Below are 24,987 nucleotides of genomic sequence, written 5' to 3' on the forward strand. Positions count from 1 at the left end.
GGTGGCGGTAGGTGCAGGTTGGTCGGGCGGCGGGGTGACAGGATCAGCCCCCACGAAAGGCAGGACTATCAGGGGGTTTGAAGGCAATCCGTCAAGTCCGAAGCGCGGTTTAGTAGTATTTCATTCTGATATCGACCACGTTATCGCCGGGGTGGGTTGCAAATCTGACAGCTGACAGGTCTGGTGGCCCCAGCAGAAGAACGGGGTTGCGGGAGAAACCAAACCCTTCGGCAGGCAGGCCCAGCATGGTCGTGTCGAAATGACCGTTCCGGTTGGCGTCATGAAACAGGGCGACGGCATAAAATCCGGGTGCGGGCAATGCGATGCAGGCATGCGTCACAGGAAGGGAAACCGGCAGGCTGACACGGGCAAGTTTGTATTTCCCATCCAGAAAATGCTTGGCCTCATCCGGATAGACGGTGATGGTGATCACGCCTGCTGCTGAATTCATGCCATGGACAGAGATCAACAGGCGTGTCTGGTGCGGATCATCCGGCTGACACGGATCGATCCCTGCGCGACCGTGGCGAGGCCAGACTGCCAGAGCCAGCAGGACTATAATACTAAAAAGCCGTTTCAGTATGGCTGGTCTGTTCCGATCCATGACGGCTGTTTCCTGTCAGTCTTGTGATGAAGTGCGACTTCCGGTTAGGTCCGCCGGATCGCCATCCCCCCTCATGCCGGGTATTCCTGCATGAGCAGGCTGTATGGGCATGGAGCGGTCAAGTCCAGCCGAGCGTAGGAGAGAGTCGAGGAAGAAGAGAAACGTCCTCCGGCATGAAATGCGTCAGATCCTGATTTTCCGCCATAACCTGTTCCGTGTTTCGGAGCCGTTCGTCACCGAACCGGCTGAAGCGTTGACGCGCTATCGCCCGCTTTACATGGGGTGGCTGCGCTATGGGGAGGCCCCGTCGGGGGCGGAGTCCATTGTGCTGGGGCGTTGTGCCGGTACGCGTCCTTCTGCTGCGGTAGGCTGGCAGATGCTGTCCCGCGATCCCGGCCCCTATCTGCGCCGGTTGGGTGAGTACAGGCCGTCGCTGATCCATGCCCATTTCGGAGTTGATGGCAGCTATGCCCTGCCGCTGGCCAGGCGGCTCGGTGTGAAGCTGGTCACGACATTTCATGGGTTTGATGCGACCCTGTCTCTGGCAGGGCTGATGACCTCTCCCCCCTGGGCCTGGTATGCGTTGATGCGGCACAGGTTGGCGCGGGAGGGCGCGTTGTTCCTCTGTGCCTCCGCGTTTATTCGCCGGAAAGTGCTGGCGCTGGGTTTCCCTGCTGAGCGCACGCGGGTTCACTATATCGGCGTGGATTGTGCCGGAATCACGCCTCGTGCGCCGGAGGAGGAGACCAGAACCATCCTGCATGTCGCCCGGCTGGTGGAAGTGAAGGGCACCGCTTCTCTGCTCCGCGCTTTTGCCCGCCTGAATGGCCGGCATGAGGATGTCAGGCTGGATATTATCGGGCAGGGTCCGTTGCTGCCCGGGTTGCGTGATCTGGCGCGTGTGCTGGGCGTTGAAGCGCGGGTGCGGTTTCTCGGTGCATGGCCGCATGAGGCTGTTCTGCACCATATGCGACAGGCGGCGATGCTGGTGCAGCCGAGCGTGCGCACCCGCAACGGCAGGGAGGAAGGGTTAGGCATGGTCCTGCTGGAAGCCGCGGCAAGCGGTGTTCCCGCGATCGGATCGCTCAGTGGCGGTATACCGGAAGCCGTCCGGGATGGGGGAACCGGTTTTCTGACACCGGAGCGGGATGTGGAGGCGCTGGCCCGCCGGATGAATGATCTGCTGGATGACGACACGCTTCGCCGGCGTATGGGCCATGCTGCCCGGCGCATGGCTGAGCAGGAATTCGACCGCCAGCGTCAGACGGCCCGTCTGGAAACCCTGTATGATTCGGTGCTCGACCATGCAGGCTGAAGCAGGTGGGGTTCCAGAGGGAGCGACCATCGTCGTTGCGCACCCGGATGATGAATGTCTCTGGCTGAGTTCCGTGCTGCCGACGGCCCGCCATGTGGTGTTCATATTCGGCGATTCCTTTACACGTCCCCGGCGTGCGGCAGCCCGGCGGCGGGCCGTGGCAGCCTTGCATCTGCCGGGGCATCTGCCGGGGCTGGTCAATCTGGCGATCCCGGAAAGCGGGGCAGGGTTCAAGGTTGACTGGGCGGATGAGCGTCTCGACACCGCACTGACCCGATTCGGCATTGCGATCAACGAGCCAGCGGCGCGGGCGCGCTACGAGGCCAATTTTGACCGTGTGCTCACCGCGTTGAGGCCGCATCTGACCGGAGTGCCGCATGTCTGCACCCATAATCCATGGGGCGAATACGGCCATGCCGAGCATTTTCAGGTTCATCGTGCCGTGATGCAGTTGCAGGCGGAGCTGGGCTTTACGGTCTGGTACAGCAATTACGTGGATTCACGCAGTCTGACCCTCGCGGCCCGGATCGGGGCGTCTCCCTGTTATGCACAGCAAAGAACTGTCCCTACGGCACCGGGGGTTGCGCGGGGGCTGATGCGGGTTTATCGCCGCCACGGAGCCTGGACCTGGACACGCTGGCATGTCTGGCCAGAGCGGGAGACTCTGTTTTCGGTTCCGCCGGAAGGATGTCTCTCGACGCTGGCGGGCGAGGCATTGCTGGATGTTGCGGGATTACGCCTGTGGCCGCCACCCTGGCGTCGTGCTCTTCGTGTTCTGCCGGTTCAGCCGCCTTTATCGTCCCTGTTTCGCCCTCCGGTGGCGGGGCAGGCATAACAAGTCCGGGAATTCCATGGCAAAGCTTCCTCTGTCGAAGAAACTCAAGGGTCTCCGTTCGGGCCTGCGCTTTCTCGGTCTTGTTGCCAGCTCCCGTTATAATCCTTTGCTGGCGCAGGTGGTGGTAACACGGCGCTGCAACCTGGCCTGCGGATACTGTAACGAATACGATACGTTTTCTCCGCCCGTGCCGTTGCCGGAACTGCTGGCGCGGATTGATCATCTGGCGAAACTCCGCACAGCCTCCATCACGTTTACCGGAGGCGAGCCGCTGCTTCATCCGCAGTTGGATGAGGCCATCCGGGCGGCGCGGCGTCATGGCATGATCGTGACGATGATTACCAACGGGTTCCGTCTGACCAAAGCCTGGATCGACCGTCTGAATGCGGCTGGATTACAGGGTATGCAGATCAGCATCGACAATCTGGAACCGGATGAGGTGTCGATGAAAAGCCTGCATTCGGTGGAAAAGAAACTCGGATTGCTGGCGGAGCATGCGCAGTTCAAGGTCAACGTCAATTCGGTGCTGGGGATCAGTGATGAACGCACACCGGATGTGATCGAGGTTGCGCGCACCGCCGCCAAATATGGGCTGCAGCATTCTGTCGGTGTGCTGCACGATCATACCGGAACGCTGAAGCCGCTCAGTGCGCTCCAGATGGCGGCCTATGCGACGGTCACGAAAATCTCGCCGTCTCTGGTGCATGGCCTCAATTATCGGCTGTTTCAGCGGAACCTGATGCAGGGGCAGCCCAATCAATGGAAATGCCGCGCCGGCGCGCGTTACCTGTATGTGACTGAGGACGGGCGGGTACACTGGTGTTCACAGCAGCGGGGCTATCCGGCCATTCCGTTGCTGGAATACACGCGGGAGGATCTGCGGCGCGAATATCATACGCCCAAATCCTGCGCGCCGACCTGCACTTTATCCTGCGTTCATCAGATGAGCATGTTTGATGGCTTCCGTGGGGCGCAGACCTTGCCAGAGCCTGTTCCTGCGGCGGCTGAATAGGTTTATCAGGTGGAAGAAGGCTCTTTTTTTCGCTGAGAGAGCGGCAGAACGGAGCCAATCGTGATGATGGCGGCAATCATTACCAGCCGAAGCATGGGAGGGGCCGTTCCCGTGAGTGTTTCCAGACCGATCACGATCAGCACCAGAATGGCCGCCCGCTCCACAGACCCCCGCATGGTGTGCAGCCATATCCACGGTGACCAGCCCCAGCGCCGGTGCACATACCGGGATGCCCAGAGCAGGGCACAGGGATAGATCGCAAGCCATGATGCGGCGGCGGCGATCACGCCCTGTTCCGGTGGCAGGACCAGCCCGGCCCACAGAATACCGAGGCTGAGCAGCGTCAGGGTTGTTGCCGAGAGTTTTGCCGCCATACCGGGCTGCCCGGTGGCCAGCATCAGCGGAAACATCAGTTCAAGCATCACGCGCAGCAGGGCGGCACCGGTCAGAAGCTGAAGGGGCAGAGCGGCGTCGGCATAGCTTCCGCCATGACCGTCTTTCAGCAGCGCCAGCAGCGGATGGGCTGCAAGGATCAGTCCGATCGTGATCGGCGTGACCAGCATCAGCACGCGGCGCAGGGCCCAGGTAACCCCTTCCTGAAGCGCTTGTGGCGTATGCGCCATGCGGGAAAAAACCGGCAGGGTCGCACGCTTGATCAACTGGCTGACGGCCATGGCCGGTTCCATCGCTACATCGAAGGCAACCCGGTAAAGGGCCAGCGATACCGGGCCATATAATCCGCCCACCAGCAGGAAATCGATATTGCGGAACACCTGATCGAGCAGGCTGGCCGAGGCCGAGCGGATACCGAAACGCAGCAGAAAACGGATGGTGATGAACCGGAAGCGCAGACGCGGCCGGAAGGGGTGCGCAATGAGGGATGCTGTCAGAATGCATGCGCCGCTGATCGTATAGGCCGCCACAAGCGCCCAGCTTCCGGCCCCGCAGACCGCCAGCCCGGCGCGGGTGAGGGCGCCGCCGAATGTGCCTGCCAGTCCGACGACGGCAATGCGTTCATACTGCAAGCCCCGGTTCATCTGTGCCAATGGAATGACCGCTCCGGCCACCAGAGGCTGTTTCAGCGCGACCGCCGCGAAATATCCCACAATGCCGTCAATCCCGTACAGCGCGCCGCCAGTCATGGCCAGCAGCCATGTCAGAAGGGCGATTACCGCGGCGGCGGTCATGACGAACCAGAACAGGCTGTCATACTGGGTGCGGCTGATACGGGGGGCCTGTACCAGCGCCTCGGCAGCGCCGATCCCGTCCAGCGCTTCGATCACCATGCCGGCGGCGATCACCATGGCGGCGATGCCGACCTGCTCCTTGGTCAGAAACATCAGGGCGATCAGCGTGCTGGCAATGTCCATGATTCTGGTGGCGATGGCGGCTCCGCCCAGCCAGGTGAAGCCACGGGCCAGATGCTGCCGGTGGTTATCCATGCGGTGGCGTTTCCGGCGAAGGAAAGGGTGCGGATGGGCGTGGTGGCAGCACCCATGAACGGGTCTTGAGCAGGTGCGTAAACCATTGTCGGGACTGACCGAGCCATTGACGCCAGTGTCGCGCTGTCCAGCGGGATGAGCATGGAGGAGGAGCCTGCATCTTTGTTTGCAGGATGGTGGCGATGCGGCTGGCGCGCGCCTCCCAGGTCAGGCTCTGACTATCGGCCTGAGCGGTTTGTGCCAGCCTGTGCGCCCGCGCCGGATCGGTGGTCAGGGTCGTAAGGCCCTCTGCCAGCGCCTCGATATCGTCCGCCCGGCAGAGCCATGCATTACGATCATGCTCCAGCAATTCCCGGACATCCGGGGTATCGCCCGCCAGAATGGGCCGTCCGGAGGCCAGATACAGAAACAGCTTCAGCGGCAGTACCGTGGAGCCGAACTGCATCAGCGGGCTGGAGGAGGGAGGAATCACCAGCACATCCGCAGCAAACAGATAGCGGGAGAGGGTCGCTTCCGTCTGCCACGGAATGAATGTCACATTGGCAAGACCGGCCGCCATGGTCTCGATCGGGCCATGGCCCGTAGAGCCGACCAGCAGAAAGCGGATCTGCGGCAGCCGGCGTGCGGCCTCGATCAGCAGCGGCAATCCTTTCTTGTGATTGATGCGGCCGGTATAGATTGCGGTGATCTGCGTCGGATCGAGGCCGAGCGCGCGTTTTGCATCTTTGACCGGCACGGGGTGGCGCAGCCGGTCCGGCTCGAACCCGTTATGCACGCAGAGCAGTTTGTCCGGGTGTATCCCCAGCGCCAGATATTTTTGCCGTGTATAGTCGGAATGACAGATATGGATCAGGACATGGCGTTGGGAGAACAGCCGAAACAACCATCGCTGCAAAGGAGGGATCTGGTCTGGCCAAGGGCGGTAATGATCGAAGGCAACGCGCTTTCCGCACAGCACGGCCATCCAGGTGACGAACAGATTGCGCGAATAGACCAGATCCGCTTCCCGGAAAGCCCGGCGCAGCACGATCGTCAGGCCACAGGCCAGATGCCGGACCAGTCCCGGTCCACGTGGTGCCCATGCACGGATAACGTCCATGCCTGCGAGGGTTTCGCTGGCCTTTAAACCCTCCGGCGCGGAGATGGGAACATGCAGCCAGCATTGGTCGAGGTGCCGGGACAGATAACGAGCGGTGGTGGTAAAGACTTCGGCGTCGGCTTCCCGGCTGGGCAGTGGATTTTCGAACGCAAAAAGGATTTTCATCGGCTCCGGCGCTTTCATCCTGGCGGCTGGTCGACCGTTGGCCATGTGATGACGATCCAGCGGCATAGCCGCCGGGCGGCGTGCCCTGCAATGCGGCGTTTGCGCAGCAGATGTTTCGGATTATAGCTGGCGCGATCATGGCCGGTCGATCAACGATGATCCGCGTGACGCTGGCCCGCTGCTTTCGCCCTTTTGGCTGCCTTCTGGATCAGGCTTTTGTACCGTTGATTATCCAGACCTACCTGATCCGTGAGATCATGCGCCCTTTCGTGCCGGTGCTGGCGGTGCTGGCAGGCTTGTTCGGCAGTTTCAGCGCGGCTGGTTTCCTGTCTGATGCGGTGAACGGTCTGTTGCCGACTGGCTCGATCATCCAGATGGTCAGCCTGAAAGTTTTAATCGCGCTGGAAGTGCTGATCCCTATTTCGCTCTATCTGTCCGTACTTCTGGCGTTCGGGCGGCTGAACAGCGATCAGGAAATAACCGCCATGGCTGCGCTGCGCGTCCAGCCGGAGCGCATATGGCGTATCGTGCTGAGCCTGTGTCTGGCTATGGCGGTGGTGGTGGGGGCCTTGTCCCTGTTTGCCAGACCATGGGCCTATGCGCGGCTGCATGCCCTGTCGGATCAGGCCCATGTGTCGCTCAATACCGATGCGATGGAGGCAGGGACTTTTTATATCGGTCCCAAAGGCAATCGGGTGATTTTCTTCACCCATCGAAAAGGGCCTGAAGAACCGGCCAGCGGTGTTTTTGTGCAGCTATGGTCGCCTGATCGGATGGAGATCATCTCCGCACGGCAGGCTATGACCCTGCGGCCGGGCTCGCCGGATGCAAAATCGCAAATCCTGTTGAATGACGCTCATATTTATCGTTTCAACCGCTCCGGTGAGGGAAACGACGAGGTGCTGGATGCGGCTGAGACCGTTCTCGATATCCAGCCGAACAAGGCTGAGGCCGCGGCTTACAGCGCTGTCGCGACCACGACCTCCACTTTGCTTGGATCATCCAGTCCGGCGGATATTGCCGAGCTTCAGTGGCGTTTTTCCACGCCAGTTTCCACTTTACTGCTTGGGCTGCTGGGAATCCCGATGAGCCGTTCAAAGCCGCGCCAAAGCCGCTATGCGCGTTTTGGAGCCGCGATTCTGGCGTATTTCAGCTATTATCTATTGTGCACCTCGGCTCGGACATGGGTGCAACATGGGGTTGTGCCCGCTATCCCCGGCATTTGGTGGGTACCGGCGCTGCTGGGTGTGGTTCTGTTGGTCCTGCTGTATGGGCCACGCTGGCGACTTGCGCTTCCCCGCCGCAGTGCTCGGGTTATGAGATGAAGAAAGAGCGCTACGCGGCGATGGCGGCTTTAAAAGCGGTCGGTCTTTCCGCTCTCGCACTGACGGCCTTGTTCAGCCTGCTGGAATTTGTGCAGCAACTGGCCTCTGTCGGACAGGGGCGTTACGGTATGCTCGATGCCGCGATTTACGTTACCCTGACCATACCTTACCGATTGTTGCAGGTCGTTCCTGTCTCCATGCTGATCGGAACGCTGCTGGGGCTGGGCGGCCTTGCCCGCAATGGAGAGCTGACCGCGCTGGGCGGCCTCGGCATGTCAGAGCGACGGATTATCCTGTCGGTGATCGCTGTTTCCATACCGCTGATGGTTATTCTGTTTCTGATGGCCCAGTTTGTGATTCCACCAGCACAGAGAGAAGCGCAGACATGGCGCAGCAATGCGCTGCCGGATACCACGGCCCTTCGCAACCAGGACAGTTTCTGGGCTTACGGGGACAGGCATTTTCTCAATATTCAGCATTTCGAACATCATGATGAACCTTATAATATCGACATATTCTCCTTTGCACCGAATGGAGAACTGCATCGTTATCTGCATGCGCAAAGCGCCGATATTCTGCCGAATGATCGCTGGGTTCTGCATGATGTACTGAGGAGAACTCTTGTGGATGGGCAACTCCGCAAAGATCATCTGGATCGTCTGGACTGGACACCGTTTCTGACTCCGCAGCAGACTCAGTTCTTGCGCTTGAGGCCGGACGCAATGCCGCCGCTTGCATTATGGCGCTATGTACACAGTCTGAAGCAGCGGGGCTTGCAGGCTATACGCTATGAGCAGGAGTTGTGGGCTAAAATCAGTATTCCGTTGACGATGATGGCGATGGTGATTGCGGCGACGCCTTTTGTTTTTGGCGGTGGCCGTGTGCAGAATACAGGAGCCTTCATCGCGCTGGGGGCGGCGATCGGTGTCGTGTTCACGCTTGTTCAGCAGATTTCAGGCCATCTGGATGTGCTGCTGAATCTCAATCCGGCAGTGACGGCATTAACGCCGCCTGTATTATTGATGTGGCTGGGAATTGACCTGTTTTACCGGCGCCAGAGATAGGAACCTGAGCGAGCGGTTCATGTCGTAAGGCTCATAAAACAAAACGGCGACCACGCTGGTCACCGTTCAAACAGCAAGATAATATTTTTAAAAAACTGGAGCGGGCGAAGGGATTCGAACCCTCGACCCCAACCTTGGCAAGGTTGTGCTCTACCCCTGAGCTACGCCCGCATCCGTGACCGTGCCGAAGCAGCGGTGGGCGGGCTTCTATAGGGGGATGAAAAGATTGGCAAGCCCCTTTTTTGTCATGATTTCGACAATCGCGAAAAACACCCCGCGCCGGGTTGTTTCCTAACCGGTCGCAAACATCTATCAATCCGGTCTTGTTGTGCTGCTGAGGGATGTGAATCATGAGCCTGATCATTGGCGCTGGAGGAAATTCTGCCGGAGGGGCAGGCGCATCCCGACGAGGCCCTGTCGCTCAAGGAAGTGGTCTGGTCGGCGCATCCGGTCAGGACGTGTCCAGTCAGAATCCCGCGACCCTCTCGGCGCATGAGATGATCATCGATGGCTCTCAGGACACGTTCATGGAAGACGTGATTGAGGCATCGCGCACCACCCCTGTGCTGGTGGATTTCTGGGCCACCTGGTGCGGCCCCTGCAAACAATTGACCCCGGTTCTGGAAAAAGCCGTTCGTGCGGCACAGGGGCGTATCAAGCTGGTGAAGATCGATATCGATCAGAATCGTTCTCTTGTTCAGCAGCTGGCCCAGCTCGGTCTGCCGGTGCAGTCGGTGCCGACCGTGGCGGCATTCTGGCAGGGACAGATTGCTGATCTGTTTCAGGGGGCCGTTCCAGAATCGGAAATTAAACGCTTCGTTGAAGCGCTGCTCAAGATGACGGGTGGAGAGCTGCCCGGCGCGGATCTTCTGGCCGAAGCCAAACGTGCGACCGAGGCAGGCGAGCATGAGATGGCGGCCCAGTTCTACTCCGCCTTGATCCAGCAGGATGTGGAAAAGCCGGAAGGCTGGGCCGGACTGGCCCGTAGCCTGCTGGCGCTGGATCAGCCGGAGGAGGCCGCCGCTGTGCTGGATCAGGTTCCCCCCGCGATTGCGGCGCATGCAGACATCGAAGGTGCGCGCTCCGCTGTTGCGGTGGCTGAAGAAGGCCGTCAGGCCCGTGCCAGACTGGCTGAGTTGCAGGCCGCTCATGAGGCCAACCCCGATGATCGGCAGGCCGCCTATGATCTCTCTGCGGCGTTGTCCGCGGCCGGAGAACGGGAGCAGGCGGCCTCCCTGCTGCTGGACATCATCCGGCATGATCGCGCCTGGAACGATGATGCAGCGCGTCTGCAATTGTTGCGCTTTTTCGATGCATGGGGACAGGGCGATCCGGCTACCCTCGCAGCGAGGCGGAAACTCTCCGCATTGCTGTTCAGCTGATCTGGCTGTCCCTGACTGGAGCGATTGCCATGACTGAAAAAACTCTTCCTGCGCTGTCTGATCCCGCGGCGACTACGGAGCGCGGGTCTGTCACCGAGACTGTTGATCCGCGGCTGCTGGAAATTCTGGTCTGTCCGGTGACGAGGGACACGCTGGTTTATGATGCCGACGCCGGAGAACTGATCAGCCGGAAGGCCGGTCTGGCCTATCCGATCAGGGATGGTATCCCGATCATGCTGCCGGAAGAGGCAAGGCGGTTGCCGGAATGACCGGCATACCGTCTTTTGGGCAGGTATCGGATGGGGCGGCAGTGACGCCGACCGAAATCAGGCTGGATCGTGGTGAGGCACTGCTGCACGTCACATTCGAGGATGGTACCGCCTACAGCCTGCCTGCCGAATATCTCCGTGTCGAAAGTCCCAGTGCCGAGGTGCAAGGCCATACGCCGGCAGAGCGCCGTACTGTCTCCGGCAAGCGTCATGTCGGAATGCGGGGGCTGGAGCCGGTTGGGCATTACGCCGTCCGGATCATCTTCGATGACGGGCATGATACCGGTATTTATACATGGGACTATCTGCGCCGACTCGGTCGGGAACAGACGGAGCGCTGGGCGGCGTATCTGCATCGGCTGGCGGACAAGAAGCTGACGCGCTGATTGTCGGTTGCAACGCATACAGGGCCGCCCATATGGGGCAAGGCGGCTTTTGCCCGCCATACCTATGTTGCTGAGGGAAGCAAGCCATGAGCCAGCCCAGTGCTGCCGGATCCGGGATTTTCAGGATTGGCGGGGATCTGCCAGTTCATCGACTGGGTTTCGGCGCGATGCGTATCACCGGAAAGGGAATCTGGGGTGAGCCTGTCAATCCCGATGCTGCGCGTGCAACGCTGAGCCGCCTGCGTGATGTTGGTGTCGACCTGATCGACACCGCTGATAGTTACGGGCCGTTTGTCAGCGAAGACCTGATTGCCGAGGTTTTGCATCCCTATACCGGCCTGGTGATTGCGACCAAGGGCGGGCTGACGCGCCATGGACCGGATATATGGCGCCCGGTGGGACGGCCCGAATATCTGCGTCAATGCGTGCTGATGAGTTTACGCCGCTTGCGGGTCGAACAGATTGATCTGTGGCAGCTGCACAGGATTGATCCCAAAGTTGATCGGGCCGAGCAATTTGAAGCCATTGCCGGCTTCGTCAGGGAGGGTCTGATCCGGCATGTGGGCCTTAGTGAGGTCTCAGTGGCGGATATTCAGACGGCACAGAACTACTTCCCCGTGGCGACGGTGCAGAATCGTTACAATCTGGTGGACCGCACCAGTGAGGATGTGCTGCGCCATTGCGAGGCTCATGGCATCGGTTTCATCCCCTGGGCGCCGCTCTCTGCAGGAAGCCTGGCGCAGAGCGGTTCTTTGCTGGAACGGTTGGCACATGGAATGGGTAAGACGTCCGGGCAGATTGCGCTGGCATGGCTGTTGCAGCGGTCGCCCGTCATGCTGCCCATTCCAGGAACCGGCAGCCCCTCCCATCTGGACGATAATGTCATGGCCGCCGACATTCACCTGGATGAAGGCGATTTCAGAGCATTGGATGAGCAAGGGAAGGCTGCTTGGGCGGCTACCCGATAAGCATATCAGTCTTGATCAAGCAGGCGGGGAAGGTAGATGGAAACCGTTGTGCCTGACCCGGGCCTGCTGTCGATGCTGATATGGCCGCCTGTCTGCTTGACGAAGCCATAGACCATAGACAGACCCAGTCCTGTACCAACCAGCCGTTTGGTGGTAAAAAACGGTTCAAAAGCGCGGCCCATGACATCAGGACTCATGCCGGTGCCACTATCCTTGACGGTCACGCAGATATAATCGCCGGTTGGGAGGATTGACATATAATTGTCGGGCTGATCAGGATCGTTTCGGAAATTGCAGGTTGTGATCTGTAAAGATCCTCCGTCTGGCATGGCATCCCGTGCATTGATCGCCAGATTCAGTACGGCATTGTCCAGCTGATGGGGGTCGCATAATGTCAGCCATAAATCAGACTGCAATTCGGTAATCACGTGAATGGAGGCACCGAGTGTGCGGCTGAGAAGATCATCCAGACCCACGATCAGGCTGTTGATATTGACGGAAGAAGAATTGAGAGGTTGACGGCGGGAAAAAGAAAGCAAACGATCAATCAGGGAAGATGCTTTGTCGGCAGCGTTCAGTGCAGACTGGATATATTTCTCCGTTTCTGAAGTGTCGTTTTTCTGTGTCTTAATCTGCAACAGCTCAAGATTGCCGATAATGCAGGCCAGAATATTATTGAAATCGTGAGCAATCCCACCTGTCAGCTGGCCCACAGCTTCCATTTTCTGGGCCTGCCGCAGCTGTTCCTGTGTCTCGGTATTTTCACGCAGTGCTTTCTGTAAAGCCAATGTCCGCTGCTGCACCAGAGTTTCAAGGGCTGATGCATCACGCTTTAAAATTTCTCTTGCCTGAACGGAGTGTTCGATGTCCGTACAGCTTCCATACCAGCGCGTAACAGCACCGGTCTCTTCATTGCTGATGGCATGAGCCTGCGTTAAAATCCATCGCCATTGCCCATCGACACGTTTCATGCGGTGTTCAATTTCATAGGATTGACCGCTTGCAATGCTATTATTCATATGGGCAAGCGTATCATCGCGGTCATCTGGATGCAGCAATGTTGTCCAGCCATGCCCGATCAGTTGATTAGTCGGTAGACCAGAAAACTGAATCCATCTTTGATTAAAAAAATCATGGTAACCGTCAGCCTGGGCCGACCAGATCATCTGGGGCATTGTGTTCATGATCGTGCGCAGCTCATGATCGGCTTTTATACGGTCATGAATGTCTGTTCCAATGCCGACCCATAGTTTTGGTGTCCGATCACAATGCAGGGAAATGCTGCGAATCAAAAACCAGCGATATTCCCCGTCCACCCGCCGCATCGGCACTTCAATGTCATAATGCATGCCATCGTTGAAAGCAGTCTCCCGGTGATGCACGATTTTCGCCAGGTATTCGGGATGAAAAGCCATTTCCCATAATGGCCGGAGATCAATATCTTTCTCATCATGATTCGAAGTGACAGAGATACCGGTAAAATCCTGCCAGAATCTGTTCAGATATATGATGCGCCCGTTGCCATCACTGATCCATACTGGCTGGGTTGTAATTTCCATCATATGCTGTTGCAGAAGAGATTTATAATAATCTTGCTGTGGAAAAATCTCCGGTGCGAATTCTTTTTCGACAATCAGCAGGACAAGGCTGGGGATATGATTTTCATCATGCAGGACTTTGATCAGCACAAAGAAAGCAATTGAATTTCCAGAATGTGATTGATGCTCTACCCACTGTCGTGTGCATCCGACGCCGTGTAAAATGGCTCTCTGAACAAGGCTGCTGAATACGGTTGGTGCATCTGGCAGGAAATGTCTGTTACCCAATTCGAAGAGCTTATCAGCTGCCTGGTTGGCTCTCAGCAGCCGGCCTGATCCTTTTTCCAGAATCACAAGTCCTGATGGATTATTGGCAAAAGCAAGCTGTATATCAGACGGGATATGATGCGCTATATTCTGGTTGACCGTGGCTTGTTCTGGTGGCGGCTGGGATTGTACAGCCAAGGTATGGCGCAGTAGCCGGACGGTCAGGTGCAGAACATTCTGCTCTGTAACGGAGAGCGTGTCGGGCCGAAGGGTGCTGTTGAACCCGATGATCGCACCTGTGGGCGAGCCTTCTGAACCGTCCAGTGCCATGACACAGCACATGCTGAAACGGGCCATGAAAGGACGACCAGCATGGCTTCGAAAAATATTTTCCTGATCAAGCCGGCGCCATGAAGGCTCTGATCCCGCCAGTGAAATCAGCCGCGCCAAAATTGGGTGGTTGGCGGGTGGCCGGGATGGAAAAAAGACCATTTTTTCATCCGCAGCGCATGCGTGACCAAGTAAAGAAAAATGATCATTTCCCTGCAGAACGATAAAAACAGCAGACAATCCACATGTTTCAGCGACAAGCTGAGCGTAATCATCATAAAGCGTGCTGTTTTTATGAATATCCATCCCGCTATTTTGCTGGGATGGCTTTTAAAGACAAGTTTCTATTTTATAGTATCGCTGCATATCACCAAAAAAGGGAAAAGCCAGTTTGGCTTTTCCCTTTTTAAGGTATGGGCCGTTAAAAATCGTTTCAGCTGGCGGAGACACGATGGGTGGGGGCTGTGACATTGGCAATGACCTCGCCGAAGGGGCCGGCATTGCGGGCTGTACCGAGAGTACGATTACCTGTTGTTTCCCGCAGCGGTAGCAGAGGAAAAACCAGTTCGGCAAAGCGATAGCACTCTTCCAGATGCGGGTAGCCGGAGAGGATAAAGCGGTCGATGCCCAGCGCCATATATTCTTTCATCCGCTCCGCCACCTGTTGTGGACTGCCGACCAGCGCCGTGCCTGCGCCGCCGCGAACCAGTCCTACACCGGCCCAGAGATTGGGGCTGATTTCCAGTTTCTCCCGGCGGCCGCTATGAAGTCGGGCCATACGCTGCTGCCCGACACTGTCGAAATGCGCGAAGGCTTTTTGGGCCGTCTCGATGGCTTCGTCGGTGACATACTGGATCAGATTATCGGCTGCGGCCCAGGCTTCCTCAGAGGTTTCACGCACGATGACATGCAGGCGGATACCGAAGCTCAGCTTTCGACCGCGTTTTGCCGCCCGTGCCCGCATGTCGGCGATTTTTTCAGCGACATCCTCGGGTGGCTCACCCCAGGTCAGATAGACATCGCACTGCTCGGCCGCGACCTCCTGACCGGCTTCAGAAGATCCACCGAAATAAAGCGGCGGATAAGGCGTCTGGACCGGCGGATACAGCAGCTTTCCCTGTTTTGAACGTACATGTTTCCCTTCGAAATCCACCGTCTCCCCTTCTAGCAGGGCGCGCCAGACCTGAAGATATTCTGCAGTTGCCTCGTAGCGTTCGCTGTGATCAAGGAAGACCCCGTCACCCTGCAATTCCTTCGGATCTCCACCAGCAACGACGTTGATCAGCAGACGGCCGCCAGACAGACGGTCCAGTGTTGCCGCCATGCGTGCTGTCATGGAAGGTTCGGACAATCCGGGCCTCACCGCCACCAGAAACCGTGTCCGCTGTGTCAGGGGAACCATGGCAGAGGCAATGATCCACGAATCCTCACAGGATTTCCCGGTTGGCAGCAGCAATCCATAATAGCCGAGTTCATCAGCGGCACGGGCAATCTGGCTGAGATAATTCAGGGTGACATGACGCGCACCGACCTGGGAAGCCAGATACCGCCCATCACCATGGGTAGGCAGGAACCACAGAACATCCGCGGCTTCGGCAGCGTGGCTGGAGTGAGACATCGGTCAGGAAAACTCCATTCAGAAAACGTATTTCTGATCAACGAAAACGCCATAAACGTGTTGATGGTTTATATTCACATATATAACGTGCAATCAAGTGGTTGCGTTGAAAATTACAATATTGAGAGATCATATATGCCAGATAAGCGGATTATTTCACCAAAAATAACGTCAGGAAGACGTGGTTTTATCGCTTCCGCTCTGGCGGCCTCCGCGATGGGTAGTCTGACGGGGGTCAGGTCTGCCTCTGCGGCGGATGGCCCCACTACCATCAGGATTGGTTTTCAGAAATACGGCACGTTGGTTCTGTTGCGTCAAAAAGGATGGCTGGAGAAAGCTCTCGAAAGCTCCGGCCATCAGGTGGTGTGGAGCGAATTTCCGGCAGGCCCACAGCTGCTGGAAGCCATGGCCGGGGGGGCGATCGACTTCGGCAGCACGGGTGAGACACCGCCCATTTTTGCGCAGGCTGCCAATGACAGCATTCTGTATGTCGGGGTGGAGCCTCCCGCGCCGCATGGCGAGGCCATACTTGTTCCCGGTAACAGTCCGATCAAGACAGTTGCGGATTTACGAGGCCGTACAGTGGGGCTGAACAAAGGCGCGAATGTCCATTGGCTGCTGCTCAAGGCATTGCAGAAGGCGGGGCTGATGATGAAGGACATCCATGTCTCCTATCTTGCCCCAGCGGATGGTGCGGCGGCGTTTGACAGCGGTCGACTGGATGCATGGGCGATCTGGGATCCGTATCTCTCCTCTGCGCAGGAGCGTACGGATGCACGTGTTCTGGTCGATGGCGCCGGGCTGGTGGAAAATCGGGAGTTTTTGCTGGCTGGTCGCTCTTTCGCACGGAAAGCGCCCGGGCTGGTGCGTGCTGTACTTGACCAACTCGCCCTCCTGGATCGCTGGGCAGAGACGCATAAGGAAGAGGTTGCCCTGACGCTTTCAGCAGGCACCCGTCTGCCGTTGCCTGTGGTGCAACGTGCGGTCAAGCTCCTGCCTTTCGGGTTGTCCCCGATCACTCCGGACGTCATCGCCTCACAGCAGGCCATTGCCGATGCTTTTGCGGATCAGCATCTTCTGCCGGGCCGTATCCGGATTGCCGACGCGGTCTGGCATGAAGGCCAGTCCGGCTAAGCCTTGTCAGTCCTGTTCGTCCGGCAGAACGCACGGAACGGGCAGCAGCTCCATCCGGCCCAGAATGGCGACGGTTTCGGTTTTGGCGGGGATCACCAGGATCGTCTCCGCCATACCGGTCCGTAGCGCACAGATCGCTTTTTTCGGGCAGACGCCGAAACAGCCTGTTTCGGCTACGCGGATCGTCCGCCGCAGGCCCAGTTGTCGTAAACCATTTTTCAGTGCTGTGCTGAGGCTGTCCCTCGCATTTTTTCCAAAGCCGCGTTTCTTGAGCTTTTTATTGCACTTGGCACAGATCAGCAGAACATCATGCCATGGTGTCGATACGGATTTGATCGGCGTGTCAGCCATGGCGCATGAGCCTTCCTGATCGTAGATAAAAAGCAGGGATCATGCAGACCGCCTTGCCCGCATGGCGGCAGCAAGGGTGCCGTCATCCAGAACATCCAGCGCGCCGCCAATGGGAATCCCCTGTGCCAGCCGGGTGACGGAAACCCCCATTGGCCGCAGCTGCTCGGCCAGCCAATGTGCGGTTGTGGCCCCATCAACGGTGGCACCCAGGGCAAGAATGACTTCGGTGACCGGGGTTGAGGATGTGCGGGAAGACTCGATACGCCGCATGAGCGCGGGCCAGTTGAGGGCATCTGGACCGGTCCCGGCCAGAGCGGACAGTACCCCGCCCAGCACATGGTACAGCCCTCGATAGATACCTGCCCTATCCATGGCCCATAGATCCCCGACGCTTTCGACGACGCAGATGAGTCCACTTTCCCGGGTTGGGTCAGTACAGACAGAGCATGGATCAGCACTGTCCAGATTGCCGCAGATCCGGCAGGTTTTGACGGCGCGGGCAGCGTTCTGCATGGCGGTTGCAAGGGGCAGCAGCCGGGTCTCCGGCTGCTGCAAGAGGCGCAGGGCGGCCCGCCGGGCGCTGCGCGGACCCAGTCCGGGCAGTCGGGCCAGTAAGGCGATCAGTTGCTCCAGTTCCGGTCCGCCCATGCAACTCCCTTACCGGTGCTGCCGGATGACAATCTCATGCGGATGATAACGGTTCAGCACGAAGGACCGTTTCAGAACGGCAGCTTCAAACCGGCGGGAAGATTCAGCCCGCCTGTGACTTTCTGCATTTCTTCGGCAGCCATCGTCTCAATTTTTTTCTTGGCATCGTTATGCGCAGCGACGATCAGGTCTTCCAGCATCTCGGTTTCCGCCGGATCGGCCAGTTTCGGATCGATATGCAGGCGGCGCATTTCGCCCTTTCCGTTCAGGGTCACGGTGACCATGCCTGCACCGGCTGAACCTTCCGCCTCGACGGTTTCCAGCTTGGCCTGCATTTCCCCCATTTTCGCCTGCATCTGTGATGCCTGTTTCATCAGGCCTGCCAGATTTTTCATTCTCAGTGCTCCAGAAGTGGTTAAGACTGTTCTGAGTGTGTCGGCCGATTGAGCCCCGGAAAGGCATCCCCGGAAGGATCATCGGCCAGTTCCGCATCCAGCGGGGCAAAGCCGGGTCCGTCATCGGGATCGCCTGGTATTTCATCCAGAGAATCGAACCGGTCGCCATGTCCGCCACCCAGCATGGGGGAGGCGGTCATCATACCCGGATCGGCATGGATTTCCCGTGTCAGCCCGTAGACATCAACAGTGCTATCGATCACCGTTCCCAACCTCGCGCCGGGAAAAGCGTTCAGAATGGCACGGACGACAGGATGGTTGCTGGCCTGTGCCAGTCGGGATTCGCCTGCGGCCCGGCCTTGTTCTGCCAGAGTCGGTTCTCCGGGGGCAGAGGACAGGGCAATGGTCCAGCGCTGACCATTTGCTTCACCCAGCAGTGCTGCAAGCTGGGCAGGGAGGGTGTGCGGTACATTGCTCTCAAGCCGCAATTCGATCACCGGTGGTGCAAAACGGACCAGATGAACATTATGCAGCAGATGGGCATGCAGCATTGCCTCGCGGCGTGACTCTACGAACTGCGCGACATCCCGGAAACTGTGAAAGACCGGGACGGGAACATCGGGTACGGAGTCGGCCATAGCGTGCGGCTGGCGTGCTGTGGCGGCGCCGCCCCCCCCGGACATGATGCCTCCGGTAATGGAACGCAAGCCTGCTTGTGAGGTGGGCGAAGCTGATGACGGCATGGGCGGCGCGACGCCTCCCCCTCGATGACCCGGCTGTTGGCTGGCCGGCGCGCCGGTCAGGCGCCGTACCAATTCTGCGGGTGGCGGCAGGTCGGCAACATAACACAGGCGGATCAGCACCATTTCCGCGGCAGCCCGCCGGTCCGGAGCAGCCTCGACCTCGGCAATGCCTTTCAGCAGCATCTGCCAGGCACGGCCGAGCACCGGCATGGTAAGACGATCTGCCAGCGCACTGCCACGCAGCCTTTCTGCTTCTGCCATGCCAGGTGCGGTGCGCAGATGGGGAATGGTTTTCAGGCGGGTCAGCGTATGGATCAGCTCCAGCAGATCCTGAAGCACCATGCCCAGATCGGCCCCCCGTACATGAGCTGTGTCGGTGATTGCCAGAGCACTGGCTGTGTCGCCTGCCATCAGTGCTTCCAGCAGGTCGAGCACCATGCCGCGATCCGCCAGACCCAGCATGTCTGCGACCTGTGCCTCGCTGAGGGGAATGCCGGGATCGTTCTGGGCGATGGCCTGATCGAGCAGGGACAGGCCATCACGCACCGATCCATCGGCAGCACGGGCGATCAAGGCGAGCGCCTGCGGGCTGGCGCTGACGCCTTCCTGTTCCAAAATCCGGCTGAAATGCGCGCTAAGGACCTCCGCATCAATACGCCGCAGGTCGAAACGCTGGCAGCGGGACAGTACCGTGACCGGAACTTTCCTCAGCTCCGTTGTGGCGAAGATGAAGGTGACGTGCGGCGGTGGTTCTTCAAGCGTTTTGAGCAGCGCGTTGAAGGCATTGCGTGACAGCATATGCACTTCGTCGATGATGAAAACCTTGGTGCGGGCCTGTAATGGCCGGAACCGGGTGGCCTCGATGATCTCGCGCACGTCATCCACGCCGGTGCGGCTGGCGGCGTCCATTTCCACGACATCGGGATGGCGGTCGGCCAGAATGGCGGTGCAGTTAGGGCAGACGCCGCAAGGATCGGCGGTGGGGCCACCCTGACCATCGGCTCCGGTACAGTTCAGGGCGCGGGCGATGATGCGGGCGGTGGTGGTTTTGCCGACTCCGCGTACACCGGTCAGCATGAAGGCATGGGCAACGCGGTTCAGGGCAAAAGCATTGCGCAGGGTCCGGACCAGCGCATCCTGACCGATCAAATCGTCGAAATGGCGGGGACGGTACTGACGTGCCAGCACGCGATAAGGCTGGGTTCCCCTCGCTGCCCTTGTTGGCGGTGTGACCGGGGCATCGCCCAACAGGCCCGGGCCGGAGGGCTGTTCCGGTTCAGGCAGGGTATCCCGGTAGGGATCGGTATCGGGTGATGATGGATCGACAGGGGTCACACGGAGATCCAGGGAAGCGGGCCGCCATCCTCTGGCGTAACGTTATCCGGGGTGGGAGACCGGACAAACGACCCGGGCGGAAACTCGTTGCGGCTGCTGCCTTCCGGCCCTGACCGGGTTGGCGAGGCGCCCGTCCGCCGCCGATCTCCCGCCCCCTTCTTACCCTGATCCGTCCTGAATGACCAGAGATGACGATGCCGGTGCCGGGAATGGTCTTGACGATACGGTTCCGAACCATTGTTTTTCGGGTCTGCATCCATGCTATGCCGTTTTTACAAAGGCAGGCAGAGGCTGCAACGCTGACGGAAGGGGGCGGAGTTCATGTCGCAATTGCAGGCCATGGCCGATGTTGTGCTGCATTTGCTGCGGCAAGTGATCGGTTTTGCCATGCAGGTGACGGGGGCGTTGGTTGGTTGGTTGGAAAACGGCATGCGGGCGCTGGGGCTGGGGGCGGAACTGCGTCTGCTCGCGCTGGTCCTGATCGCCGGGCTGCTGCTGGCGGCTTCGCTGCATCTGCGGCGGGGCGTGGTGCGGGTTCTGCTTGTGGTGGCGGCTGCTCTCTTTGCGCTGCGGGTGGCGCTGGTGCTGCTACCGGTGCATCACTGATGCATGACGCAGGCAGATGCATGAGCGCCCCCCTTGCCTCCGGGGGCAATGAGAAGCTAACCCCGGATAACCGGTGACCAGGGATATTCAGACCATGGCTGTCAAGGATGTGAAGAAGGTCGTTCTCGCCTATTCTGGCGGGTTGGACACCAGCGTGATCCTGCGCTGGCTTCAAACGACATATAACTGCGAGGTTGTAACCTTTACCGCCGATCTCGGCCAGGGAGAGGAGCTGGAGCCGGCCCGCCGCAAGGCCGAGATGTTCGGCGTGAAGGAAATCTTCGTCGACGATCTGCGCGAGACCTTCGTGAAGGATTTCGTGTTCCCGATGTTCCGCGCCAATGCGGTCTATGAGGGGCAGTATCTGCTCGGCACCTCCATCGCCCGCCCGCTGATCGCCCAGCGCCAGATCGAGATCGCCGAACTGACCGGTGCCGATGCGGTGGCGCATGGTGCGACCGGCAAGGGTAATGATCAGGTGCGTTTCGAACTCAGCTATTACGCGCTGAAGCCCGATGTGAAGGTGATCGCCCCCTGGCGTGAATGGGATCTGACTAGTCGCACCAGGCTGCTCGAATTCGCCGAGGCGAACCAGATTCCCATTGCCAAGGACAAGCGTGGCGAGGCTCCGTTCAGCGTCGATGCCAATCTGTTGCACTCCTCATCCGAGGGCAAGCTGCTGGAAGACCCGGCGGAGGAGCCGGATGAGATCGTCTATCAGCGTACGATCAGCCCGGAAGCCGCCCCCGACAAGGCCACCATCATCACCATCGATTTCGAGCATGGTGACCCCGTGGCGATCGACGGCATCCGTCTGTCCCCTGCAACTCTGCTGGCGAAGCTGAACGAGCTGGGCAAGGCTAACGGGATCGGCCGTCTCGATCTTGTGGAAAACCGTTTTGTCGGCATGAAATCTCGTGGCGTCTATGAAACGCCGGGTGGCACCATCCTGCTGGTGGCGCATCGCGGGATCGAGAGCATCACGCTCGACCGTGAAGCGGCCCATCTCAAGGACAGCCTGATGCCGCGCTATGCGGAGCTGATCTATAACGGCTTCTGGTTCAGCCCGGAGCGCCGGATGCTTCAGGCCGCGATTGATGAAAGCCAGAAGAGCGTGACCGGTCGCGTGCGGTTAAAGCTTTACAAGGGCAACACCATCGTGATCGGTCGTGAAAGTCCCAACAGCCTGTATTCCCTGAAGCATGTGACCTTCGAGGACGATCAGGGCGCCTATGATCAGGTCGATGCGCAGGGCTTTATCAAGTTGCAGTCGCTGCGTCTGCGGCTGGCGGCGATAGCGGGCCGTCGCGGCGGCAGTCTGTAAGACTTCAAAGCCGGGCGGGAGAAAGCGGTCATGATCAACCAGATGATGGCCGGCTTCCTGCTCGCTTTCCCCGCTCTGTTCTCGATTATCAACCCGCTGGGGTCGGCCCTGATCTATCAGGAGGTCACGGGCGATCGCTCGGCAGCGGAACGGAGATGGCTGGCCGGGCGGATCGGGCTTTATTCTCTGGTTATGCTGCTGGTTTCACTGTGGCTCGGCTCCTATGTGCTGGCCTTTTTCGGCGTGTCGCTCGCAGCCCTGCGGATCGCAGGCGGTTTGGTGGTGGCGGTGCGGGCATGGGAGATGCTCTCCGCCCCTGAAGCCCATGAGGAAAGAAAGCAGGAACAGGCGGCACCCGCCTCCCCCCAATCGGCCCGCCCGCGTGATGCCGGGGTCGCGTTTTTTCCCCTGACCATGCCTTTTACCGTCGGGCCGGGTACGATTTCGGTAGCGGTGGCGCTGACCGCCGCACATCCTCCGGGATCACGGGATCAGTTTGCTTTTACCATTGGCAGCAGCCTGGCAGGAGCCGTGATGGCTGTCCTCATCTGGCTTTGTTACCGGTCTGCTGAACGGTTCGTGCGTCTGCTCGGCACGTCCGGGGCCCGGATCGTAGCGCGGATTGCCGCTTTCCTGCTGCTTTGCATTGGCACCCAGATCATTATTGCCGGGGTGGTGGATACTCTGCGGATCGTGTTTCCCGGTTAAAAAAAGCGGATGCTGAGGCACCCGCTTTCTTCCTTCCCACGCGTCGCCAGATCGTCAGGTCGGGCGGTTGGCGATCAGATCCTCCACCACGGAGGGATCGGCCAGGGTCGAGATATCCCCCAGCCCATCGGTTTCATTGCAAGCGATCTTGCGCAGAATCCGGCGCATGATCTTGCCGCTGCGGGTTTTCGGCAGTCCGGGTGCCCATTGGATCACATCCGGCGTGGCAATCGGCCCGATCTGCCGCCGGACCCAGTTGATCAGCTCGTTGCGCAGTGTGTCGCTGGGTTCGTACCCGTCCTTCAGGGTGACGAACGCATAGATTCCCTGACCCTTGATGTCGTGCGGCACGCCCACCACGGCAGCTTCCGCCACATCACCATGGGCGACCAGAGCGCTTTCAACCTCGGCCGTGCCGAGACGGTGGCCGGAGACGTTCAGCACATCGTCGATACGCCCGGTGATCCAGAAATAGCCATCTGCATCGCGACGGGCGCCGTCGCCGGTGAAATACAGACCTTTGTAGGTGGAGAAGTAGGTCTGCACGAACCGCTCATGATCGCCATACAGCGTCCTCATCTGGCCCGGCCAGCTATCGGCGATGCAGAGACTGCCTTCGGCTTCGCCCTCCAGCACATTGCCCTCGTTATCGACCAGAACCGCCTTGACGCCGGGGAGTGGCAGGGTGGCGCTGCCGGGCTTTTGGGCGACTGCGCCGGGCAGCGGCGTGATCAGATGACCGCCGGTTTCCGTCTGCCACCATGTGTCGATGACCGGGCAGCGTTCTTCGCCGACGACCTCGTAATACCAGCGCCATGCTTCCGGATTGATCGGCTCGCCCACCGTGCCGAGAATGCGCAGGGATTTGCGGGAGGTCTTTTTGACCGGTGCATCGCCTTCTCGCATCAGCGCACGGATTGCGGTCGGCGCGGTGTAGAAGATCGAAACGTTGTATTTGTCGACAACCTGCCAGAAACGGCTGCTGTCCGGGTAGTTTGGCACGCCCTCGAACATCAGCGTGGTCGCGCCATTCGCCAGCGGTCCGTACACGATATAGGTATGGCCGGTGATCCAGCCCACATCCGCCGTGCACCAGTATACTTCGGGGGCGTGGTAGTCGAACACCAGCTCATGCGTGAAGCTGGCCCAGACCATATAGCCGCCGGTGGTATGCAGGACGCCTTTCGGCGTGCCGGTGCTGCCGGAGGTATAGAGAATGAACAGAGGATCTTCGGCGTTCATTTCCTCTGGCGGACAGTCGGAGGAGGCTGCCTCGATCAGGGTTTCGTATCGTTGATCGCGCCCTGCCTGCATGTTGACATCGCCGCCGGTGACGGTGACGACAATCACGTTCCGGATGCAGTCAACCCTGGACAGGGCCTCATCGGCATTGCGCTTCAGCGGCACTTTCCGTCCGCCCCGGCGACCTTCATCGGCGGTGATGAGCAGGCTGGATTCGCTGTCACGGATACGGTCGGCAAGGCTGTCGGGGGAAAAGCCGCCGAACACCACAGCATGCACCGCGCCGATACGGGCGCAGGCCAGCATCGCAATGGCGGCTTCCATCACCATCGGCAGGTAGATCGTAACGCGATCACCTCGCCCGATACCCATGGATTTCATGACATTCGCCAGACGGCAGACGCGGTCATGCAACTGGCGATAGGTCAGGCTGCCCTGTGTTCCGGGTTCATCGCCTTCCCACAGAATGGCGATCTGATCGCCGCGTGTTTCCAGATGCTGATCCAGACAGGCGACAGAGGCGTTCAGGCGGCCATCCTCGAACCAGCGGATCGAGACATCACCCTCGAAGGACGTGCTTTTGATCAGGGTTGGTTCCCGGAACCACGGGATGCGCCTGGCTTCTTCGGCCCAGAAGGCATCGGGATCCGTTCCGGCCTGATGGGTCATCAGACTGTGGCGGCGGGCATTCACATGGGCCGAATCCGCAAGAGACGGCTTCACATGAATCAGGGTCGGCTCGGACATTCGTTTCCTCCGGGGCGGCTCGCGTTATCCACGCGCTCGATTGGCTGTATATATCGCGTGATAGGAAACTTTCGAGTGGTTTTTGCACGTCTTCACGCAACAGACGAAAATAAATATTCCTTTCCCTGTCGAATG

At 59.2% G+C, this 24,987-nt stretch carries 24 protein-coding genes, 1 tRNA gene and 1 other RNA gene; 14 read left to right on the forward strand and 12 right to left on the reverse strand.

Annotation, left to right across the window (positions count from 1 at the left end):
* Positions 1-109: 109 nt before the first annotated feature.
* Entirely contained in the window at positions 110-604 is a 495-nt protein-coding gene (locus GbCGDNIH6_RS01250; RefSeq protein WP_095413368.1) for a DUF2141 domain-containing protein, read from the reverse strand.
* 178 nt (positions 605-782) lie between these two features.
* Here GbCGDNIH6_RS01250 and GbCGDNIH6_RS01255 point away from each other — a divergent pair, with 178 nt between their 5' ends.
* From GbCGDNIH6_RS01255 to GbCGDNIH6_RS01265, 3 genes are read left to right on the forward strand one after another with little or no spacing between them, the layout of a single operon-like run.
* Entirely contained in the window at positions 783-1,919 is a 1,137-nt protein-coding gene (locus tag GbCGDNIH6_RS01255; protein WP_072562574.1) for a glycosyltransferase, read from the forward strand.
* Positions 1,891-2,754 (forward strand): hypothetical protein, encoded by an 864-nt coding sequence (locus tag GbCGDNIH6_RS01260; protein WP_157692287.1) that lies wholly within the window; start codon positions 1,891-1,893, stop codon positions 2,752-2,754. The genes GbCGDNIH6_RS01255 and GbCGDNIH6_RS01260 overlap by 29 nt, the downstream gene beginning before the upstream one ends.
* Before the next feature lie 16 nt (positions 2,755-2,770).
* A complete protein-coding gene (locus tag GbCGDNIH6_RS01265; protein ID WP_025319503.1) occupies positions 2,771-3,766 on the forward strand; it encodes a radical SAM protein in 996 nt (331 codons plus the stop codon).
* A gap of 5 nt (positions 3,767-3,771) precedes the next feature.
* Here GbCGDNIH6_RS01265 and GbCGDNIH6_RS01270 read toward each other — a convergent pair whose 3' ends face one another.
* Positions 3,772-5,208, reverse strand: coding sequence for an oligosaccharide flippase family protein (locus tag GbCGDNIH6_RS01270; protein WP_072562576.1), 1,437 nt, complete (start codon positions 5,206-5,208; stop codon positions 3,772-3,774).
* Positions 5,201-6,517: a glycosyltransferase family 4 protein gene (locus GbCGDNIH6_RS01275; protein ID WP_232449892.1), complete on the reverse strand. Its 1,317-nt coding sequence runs from the start codon at positions 6,515-6,517 to the stop codon at positions 5,201-5,203. Before GbCGDNIH6_RS01275 ends, GbCGDNIH6_RS01270 begins: the two co-directional genes overlap by 8 nt.
* A 65-nt stretch (positions 6,518-6,582) precedes the next feature.
* Here GbCGDNIH6_RS01275 and lptF point away from each other — a divergent pair, with 65 nt between their 5' ends.
* Both lptF and lptG read left to right on the forward strand, forming a co-directional pair.
* Positions 6,583-7,797, forward strand: a complete 1,215-nt coding sequence (gene lptF, locus GbCGDNIH6_RS01280; RefSeq protein ID WP_081370143.1) for an LPS export ABC transporter permease LptF — start codon at positions 6,583-6,585, stop codon at positions 7,795-7,797.
* Positions 7,794-8,861, forward strand: a complete 1,068-nt coding sequence (lptG, locus tag GbCGDNIH6_RS01285) for an LPS export ABC transporter permease LptG (protein ID WP_072562577.1) — start codon at positions 7,794-7,796, stop codon at positions 8,859-8,861. The genes lptF and lptG overlap by 4 nt, the downstream gene beginning before the upstream one ends.
* Before the next feature lie 96 nt (positions 8,862-8,957).
* On the opposite strand, the gene GbCGDNIH6_RS01290 is transcribed toward lptG, so the two are convergent.
* Positions 8,958-9,032, reverse strand: a tRNA-Gly gene (locus GbCGDNIH6_RS01290).
* 179 nt (positions 9,033-9,211) lie between these two features.
* On the opposite strand from GbCGDNIH6_RS01290, the gene GbCGDNIH6_RS01295 reads away from it, so the two are divergent.
* The 4 genes from GbCGDNIH6_RS01295 to GbCGDNIH6_RS01310 all read left to right on the forward strand — a co-directional run bounded on the left by GbCGDNIH6_RS01295 (position 9,212) and on the right by GbCGDNIH6_RS01310 (position 11,866).
* Positions 9,212-10,243, forward strand: coding sequence for a tetratricopeptide repeat protein (locus GbCGDNIH6_RS01295; protein ID WP_198355784.1), 1,032 nt, complete (start codon positions 9,212-9,214; stop codon positions 10,241-10,243).
* A gap of 29 nt (positions 10,244-10,272) precedes the next feature.
* On the forward strand, positions 10,273-10,512 hold the full coding sequence (locus GbCGDNIH6_RS01300; protein ID WP_198355785.1) for a Trm112 family protein: 240 nt from the start codon (positions 10,273-10,275) through the stop codon (positions 10,510-10,512).
* Positions 10,509-10,898, forward strand: a complete 390-nt coding sequence (locus GbCGDNIH6_RS01305; RefSeq protein ID WP_072562578.1) for a gamma-butyrobetaine hydroxylase family protein — start codon at positions 10,509-10,511, stop codon at positions 10,896-10,898. The genes GbCGDNIH6_RS01300 and GbCGDNIH6_RS01305 overlap by 4 nt, the downstream gene beginning before the upstream one ends.
* Before the next feature lie 86 nt (positions 10,899-10,984).
* On the forward strand, positions 10,985-11,866 hold the full coding sequence (locus GbCGDNIH6_RS01310) for an aldo/keto reductase (RefSeq protein WP_072562579.1): 882 nt from the start codon (positions 10,985-10,987) through the stop codon (positions 11,864-11,866).
* A 5-nt stretch (positions 11,867-11,871) separates the two neighbouring features.
* On the opposite strand, the gene GbCGDNIH6_RS01315 is transcribed toward GbCGDNIH6_RS01310, so the two are convergent.
* Entirely contained in the window at positions 11,872-14,028 is a 2,157-nt protein-coding gene (locus GbCGDNIH6_RS01315; protein ID WP_198355786.1) for a PAS domain-containing hybrid sensor histidine kinase/response regulator, read from the reverse strand.
* 53 nt (positions 14,029-14,081) lie between these two features.
* On the opposite strand from GbCGDNIH6_RS01315, the gene GbCGDNIH6_RS12545 reads away from it, so the two are divergent.
* Positions 14,082-14,228, forward strand: a complete 147-nt coding sequence (locus tag GbCGDNIH6_RS12545; protein WP_198355787.1) for a hypothetical protein — start codon at positions 14,082-14,084, stop codon at positions 14,226-14,228.
* A gap of 206 nt (positions 14,229-14,434) precedes the next feature.
* On the opposite strand, the gene ssuD is transcribed toward GbCGDNIH6_RS12545, so the two are convergent.
* A complete protein-coding gene (ssuD, locus tag GbCGDNIH6_RS01320; protein WP_072562581.1) occupies positions 14,435-15,619 on the reverse strand; it encodes an FMNH2-dependent alkanesulfonate monooxygenase in 1,185 nt (394 codons plus the stop codon).
* Positions 15,620-15,754: 135 nt separating this feature from the next.
* Between ssuD and GbCGDNIH6_RS01325 the strand changes: the two genes are divergently transcribed.
* A complete protein-coding gene (locus GbCGDNIH6_RS01325; protein ID WP_072562582.1) occupies positions 15,755-16,753 on the forward strand; it encodes a sulfonate ABC transporter substrate-binding protein in 999 nt (332 codons plus the stop codon).
* A gap of 6 nt (positions 16,754-16,759) precedes the next feature.
* Here GbCGDNIH6_RS01325 and GbCGDNIH6_RS01330 read toward each other — a convergent pair whose 3' ends face one another.
* The 5 genes from GbCGDNIH6_RS01330 to ffs form a co-directional block, all read right to left on the reverse strand.
* Complete coding sequence (locus GbCGDNIH6_RS01330) at positions 16,760-17,104, reverse strand: hypothetical protein (RefSeq protein ID WP_011630966.1); 345 nt, start codon at positions 17,102-17,104, stop codon at positions 16,760-16,762.
* Between the two features lie 39 nt (positions 17,105-17,143).
* Positions 17,144-17,752 carry a recombination mediator RecR gene (recR, locus tag GbCGDNIH6_RS01335; protein ID WP_072562583.1) on the reverse strand — a complete coding sequence of 203 codons (609 nt, stop codon included), beginning with the start codon at positions 17,750-17,752 and terminating at the stop codon, positions 17,144-17,146.
* A 71-nt stretch (positions 17,753-17,823) separates the two neighbouring features.
* Positions 17,824-18,147 (reverse strand): YbaB/EbfC family nucleoid-associated protein, encoded by a 324-nt coding sequence (locus tag GbCGDNIH6_RS01340; protein WP_072562584.1) that lies wholly within the window; start codon positions 18,145-18,147, stop codon positions 17,824-17,826.
* A 20-nt stretch (positions 18,148-18,167) separates the two neighbouring features.
* The gene (locus GbCGDNIH6_RS01345) at positions 18,168-20,225 is read right to left on the reverse strand and encodes a DNA polymerase III subunit gamma/tau (protein WP_072562585.1); all 2,058 of its coding nucleotides are present in this window, start codon (positions 20,223-20,225) and stop codon (positions 18,168-18,170) included.
* A gap of 51 nt (positions 20,226-20,276) precedes the next feature.
* Positions 20,277-20,374, reverse strand: an RNA gene (gene ffs / locus GbCGDNIH6_RS01350) — signal recognition particle sRNA small type.
* A 172-nt stretch (positions 20,375-20,546) separates the two neighbouring features.
* Here ffs and GbCGDNIH6_RS01355 point away from each other — a divergent pair.
* From GbCGDNIH6_RS01355 to GbCGDNIH6_RS01365, 3 genes are all read left to right on the forward strand, one after another.
* Positions 20,547-20,831, forward strand: a complete 285-nt coding sequence (locus GbCGDNIH6_RS01355) for a hypothetical protein (RefSeq protein ID WP_157692288.1) — start codon at positions 20,547-20,549, stop codon at positions 20,829-20,831.
* Positions 20,832-20,925: 94 nt separating this feature from the next.
* Positions 20,926-22,155 carry an argininosuccinate synthase gene (locus GbCGDNIH6_RS01360; RefSeq protein WP_025285833.1) on the forward strand — a complete coding sequence of 410 codons (1,230 nt, stop codon included), beginning with the start codon at positions 20,926-20,928 and terminating at the stop codon, positions 22,153-22,155.
* A gap of 30 nt (positions 22,156-22,185) precedes the next feature.
* The gene (locus GbCGDNIH6_RS01365; protein WP_072562587.1) at positions 22,186-22,863 is read left to right on the forward strand and encodes a MarC family protein; all 678 of its coding nucleotides are present in this window, start codon (positions 22,186-22,188) and stop codon (positions 22,861-22,863) included.
* A gap of 54 nt (positions 22,864-22,917) precedes the next feature.
* On the opposite strand, the gene acs is transcribed toward GbCGDNIH6_RS01365, so the two are convergent.
* Positions 22,918-24,852, reverse strand: coding sequence for an acetate--CoA ligase (gene acs / locus GbCGDNIH6_RS01370; RefSeq protein WP_072562588.1), 1,935 nt, complete (start codon positions 24,850-24,852; stop codon positions 22,918-22,920).
* Positions 24,853-24,987 lie beyond the last annotated feature (135 nt).

Source organism: Granulibacter bethesdensis (genome assembly GCF_001889525.1).
Taxonomy (GTDB): Bacteria; Pseudomonadota; Alphaproteobacteria; order Acetobacterales; family Acetobacteraceae; genus Granulibacter; species Granulibacter bethesdensis_C.

What these genes read in the sequence shown, in the direction of transcription:
- GbCGDNIH6_RS01250 (WP_095413368.1), bottom strand. Translation starts at nt 604, where the DNA reads ATGGATCGGAACAGACCAGCCATACTGAAACGGCTTTTTAGTATTATA.
- GbCGDNIH6_RS01255 (WP_072562574.1), top strand. Translation starts at nt 783, where the DNA reads ATGCGTCAGATCCTGATTTTCCGCCATAACCTGTTCCGTGTTTCGGAG.
- GbCGDNIH6_RS01260 (WP_157692287.1), top strand. Translation starts at nt 1,891, where the DNA reads ATGATTCGGTGCTCGACCATGCAGGCTGAAGCAGGTGGGGTTCCAGAG.
- GbCGDNIH6_RS01265 (WP_025319503.1), top strand. Translation starts at nt 2,771, where the DNA reads ATGGCAAAGCTTCCTCTGTCGAAGAAACTCAAGGGTCTCCGTTCGGGC.
- GbCGDNIH6_RS01270 (WP_072562576.1), bottom strand. Translation starts at nt 5,208, where the DNA reads ATGGATAACCACCGGCAGCATCTGGCCCGTGGCTTCACCTGGCTGGGC.
- GbCGDNIH6_RS01275 (WP_232449892.1), bottom strand. Translation starts at nt 6,517, where the DNA reads ATGGCCAACGGTCGACCAGCCGCCAGGATGAAAGCGCCGGAGCCGATG.
- lptF (WP_081370143.1), top strand. Translation starts at nt 6,583, where the DNA reads ATGTTTCGGATTATAGCTGGCGCGATCATGGCCGGTCGATCAACGATG.
- lptG (WP_072562577.1), top strand. Translation starts at nt 7,794, where the DNA reads ATGAAGAAAGAGCGCTACGCGGCGATGGCGGCTTTAAAAGCGGTCGGT.
- GbCGDNIH6_RS01295 (WP_198355784.1), top strand. Translation starts at nt 9,212, where the DNA reads ATGAGCCTGATCATTGGCGCTGGAGGAAATTCTGCCGGAGGGGCAGGC.
- GbCGDNIH6_RS01300 (WP_198355785.1), top strand. Translation starts at nt 10,273, where the DNA reads ATGACTGAAAAAACTCTTCCTGCGCTGTCTGATCCCGCGGCGACTACG.
- GbCGDNIH6_RS01305 (WP_072562578.1), top strand. Translation starts at nt 10,509, where the DNA reads ATGACCGGCATACCGTCTTTTGGGCAGGTATCGGATGGGGCGGCAGTG.
- GbCGDNIH6_RS01310 (WP_072562579.1), top strand. Translation starts at nt 10,985, where the DNA reads ATGAGCCAGCCCAGTGCTGCCGGATCCGGGATTTTCAGGATTGGCGGG.
- GbCGDNIH6_RS01315 (WP_198355786.1), bottom strand. Translation starts at nt 14,028, where the DNA reads ATGGCCCGTTTCAGCATGTGCTGTGTCATGGCACTGGACGGTTCAGAA.
- GbCGDNIH6_RS12545 (WP_198355787.1), top strand. Translation starts at nt 14,082, where the DNA reads ATGAAGGCTCTGATCCCGCCAGTGAAATCAGCCGCGCCAAAATTGGGT.
- ssuD (WP_072562581.1), bottom strand. Translation starts at nt 15,619, where the DNA reads ATGTCTCACTCCAGCCACGCTGCCGAAGCCGCGGATGTTCTGTGGTTC.
- GbCGDNIH6_RS01325 (WP_072562582.1), top strand. Translation starts at nt 15,755, where the DNA reads ATGCCAGATAAGCGGATTATTTCACCAAAAATAACGTCAGGAAGACGT.
- GbCGDNIH6_RS01330 (WP_011630966.1), bottom strand. Translation starts at nt 17,104, where the DNA reads ATGGCTGACACGCCGATCAAATCCGTATCGACACCATGGCATGATGTT.
- recR (WP_072562583.1), bottom strand. Translation starts at nt 17,752, where the DNA reads ATGGGCGGACCGGAACTGGAGCAACTGATCGCCTTACTGGCCCGACTG.
- GbCGDNIH6_RS01340 (WP_072562584.1), bottom strand. Translation starts at nt 18,147, where the DNA reads ATGAAAAATCTGGCAGGCCTGATGAAACAGGCATCACAGATGCAGGCG.
- GbCGDNIH6_RS01355 (WP_157692288.1), top strand. Translation starts at nt 20,547, where the DNA reads ATGTCGCAATTGCAGGCCATGGCCGATGTTGTGCTGCATTTGCTGCGG.
- GbCGDNIH6_RS01360 (WP_025285833.1), top strand. Translation starts at nt 20,926, where the DNA reads ATGGCTGTCAAGGATGTGAAGAAGGTCGTTCTCGCCTATTCTGGCGGG.
- GbCGDNIH6_RS01365 (WP_072562587.1), top strand. Translation starts at nt 22,186, where the DNA reads ATGATCAACCAGATGATGGCCGGCTTCCTGCTCGCTTTCCCCGCTCTG.
- acs (WP_072562588.1), bottom strand. Translation starts at nt 24,852, where the DNA reads ATGTCCGAGCCGACCCTGATTCATGTGAAGCCGTCTCTTGCGGATTCG.